The 2,115-nt window shown below is 65.7% G+C and carries 2 protein-coding genes; one reads left to right on the top strand and one right to left on the bottom strand.

Annotated elements, in window-relative coordinates; all coding sequences use genetic code 11:
• Window positions 1-206: 206 nt before the first annotated feature.
• Complete coding sequence (locus OXN85_07485) at window positions 207-695, bottom strand: hypothetical protein (protein MCY3599797.1); 489 nt, start codon at window positions 693-695, stop codon at window positions 207-209.
• A 412-nt stretch (window positions 696-1,107) separates the two neighbouring features.
• Here OXN85_07485 and OXN85_07480 point away from each other — a divergent pair, with 412 nt between their 5' ends.
• The gene (locus tag OXN85_07480; GenBank protein ID MCY3599796.1) at window positions 1,108-1,461 is read left to right on the top strand and encodes a hypothetical protein; all 354 of its coding nucleotides are present in this window, start codon (window positions 1,108-1,110) and stop codon (window positions 1,459-1,461) included.
• Window positions 1,462-2,115: the final 654 nt, after the last annotated feature.

The raw sequence follows: 2,115 nt of genomic DNA, 5'->3' as shown, positions 1-2,115 counted from the left end.
ATCGGAGCGTTGCGAGAACAGGTCGAAGCCTTGCAGCGGCAAGTCGAGCGGCTGAGCGCGCGGGTGACGGACTTGACCGGATACTCCGGGACCTACGGCGCAGGGCCAGGGCGCAGATGGAGATGACGAGGCGGCTGGTCGAGAGGATCAGGCCGCCCGGGCCGGACCGGGACTCCGGGCCGAGCCGGTGAAACCGGCGGGCGGGGTCATGCGACCGTGATCGGCGAGAGGCTGTCCAGAAACGCCCACCCGATGTACTGGAGGACGGCCCCCAGCCAGTCGAAAGCCTCCGGATGGCCGTCCAGCCCGTCCTGCAAGGCCCCCATCATCCACGGGCCGCCCGGAGGGTCGCGGAACTCCGCGAGGTCGCAGCCCTCGATGAACCAGGAGGACGCCGCGACGGTCTCGCGCCATGCGCGCCGCGCGCCGTCGCCACCGCCTTCCGCCACCGCCACCGCCACCGCAGGCCGCCCGTCCGGGGCAAGGATGCACGCCCGCAGGACGCGCGGGCCGTGCGGATGCGCGAGCACCTCCAGTTGCCACGCATCGTCCGGGTCCCGCAACGGCGCCGGAACGCCGAGCGCGCCCGCCCCCGCGATCAGCCGTCCGTACGCGGGGGTCACCTCGTCGACCACCTCGGAGCGATCCGAAAGGCAGTAGTTCCCCATGTTCGCGGTCCAGTGTTCGAGCGTCACGGGTCGGTTCCTCACAGAATGGTTTAGAAGGCTCCACCTCCGACCGAAGGTCCATCAACAGTAAGGTAATCTCGCGCCGCCGGGTTCCAAGGCCAGCGTCGCGCCCCGGAGAGAGACGTGGTAGGATGAACGCCTCTCCGCTTCCCGTCGCCGCCGCGATGGAGGGGGCAGGGGGACGCTTCGGCGGTCGCCCGGTCGCCGTGGAGGCCGAACCGGCAGCAGGTTGAGGCTAGGGTTCGGCCCAAGGTTCACGTCCGCCGCGGTCCGCTTGGGTCCGGTGTATTCCGGATCATATTTGTGTATCCAAAGTGATACGGGAGCGGGCGATATTCTACGTAAACCATTGATCCGCAGTAGCTTACGCTTTTCGTGTTTAGTCCCGCCCGAACTGAGCGGCCTCTCGCGCCTCGCGGTGCTGGACCTCTCGTACAACGGGTTGACGGGATCGATCCCGCCCGAACTGGGCAGCCTCCCCGCTCTGACGGCGCTGGCCCTCACTTCCAACGGCCTGACGGGGCCGATTCCGCCCGCACTGGGTGGCCTGTCCAGACTCACGAGTCTGTTTCTCATCGGCAACAACCTGACGGGACCGATTCCGGCCGAACTGGGCCGCCTGTCCAACCTCGCCCGACTCTACCTCTACGCCAACGATCTGACGGGGCCTATCCCGCCCGAACTGGGCCGCCTGCCGAACCTCACGGGGCTGTACCTCTACAACAACGACCTGACGGGACCGATCCCGGCGGAACTGCGGTGCATTTTGTAAATTGCTATATATAAACAATTTACGTACTACATTACTATCTATGTATCACTTACGATATGCAGAAATGAGCGGGATTGTATGCGACGGCATCGGAGGTCAGCGGACGTAACCGTTCGCTCAAGCCGTGGGATCGACTTCCTTCCCGTTCGCCCTCGATGGCGTCCGAGCAACCGACGGAGCGTACCGCTGCGACCTCCATCGGGACCGGGAGCAGAAGCAAGATGAGACCCGTCGTGGCGGAGCGATATGGTCGGTTCGCCAAGCGCGTAAAGGGATTTTGCGGCTGGCGAGCACCTCGGCTGGCCTGTCCGGTGGTGGTCCATCCGCCGCGCTGGTGGATCCGCAGCGACGCCGACGCAATGTGACTTGATCGCTGGTGGGAGGATGCCGACCGGCCGTTCTTCCACGGGCTGACCGAACAGTTACCAGCGGACGTTTTCTGGCGCAGCCAACGGGCATCGGCTAGGGGCCGTGGGCAACATCGCCTGATCGCCCCGCCGCTCCGGAACCTCGGGCCACTTGGGTCTCCGAGACAGAAGACGACCCAACTCGATTCGTTCCCTCTCTAGATCGGACGCTGAAGCACGCTCGACCGTTGCGTAGCGGCTTCCGAAGGTCTGCCCTCGTGTGAACTCCGCCGCGCCCAGTTCGGTC

The organism is Candidatus Palauibacter australiensis (assembly GCA_026705295.1).
Lineage (GTDB): Bacteria > Gemmatimonadota > Gemmatimonadetes > Palauibacterales > Palauibacteraceae > Palauibacter > Palauibacter australiensis.
This window is presented reverse-complemented; position numbering and strand designations above follow the sequence as displayed.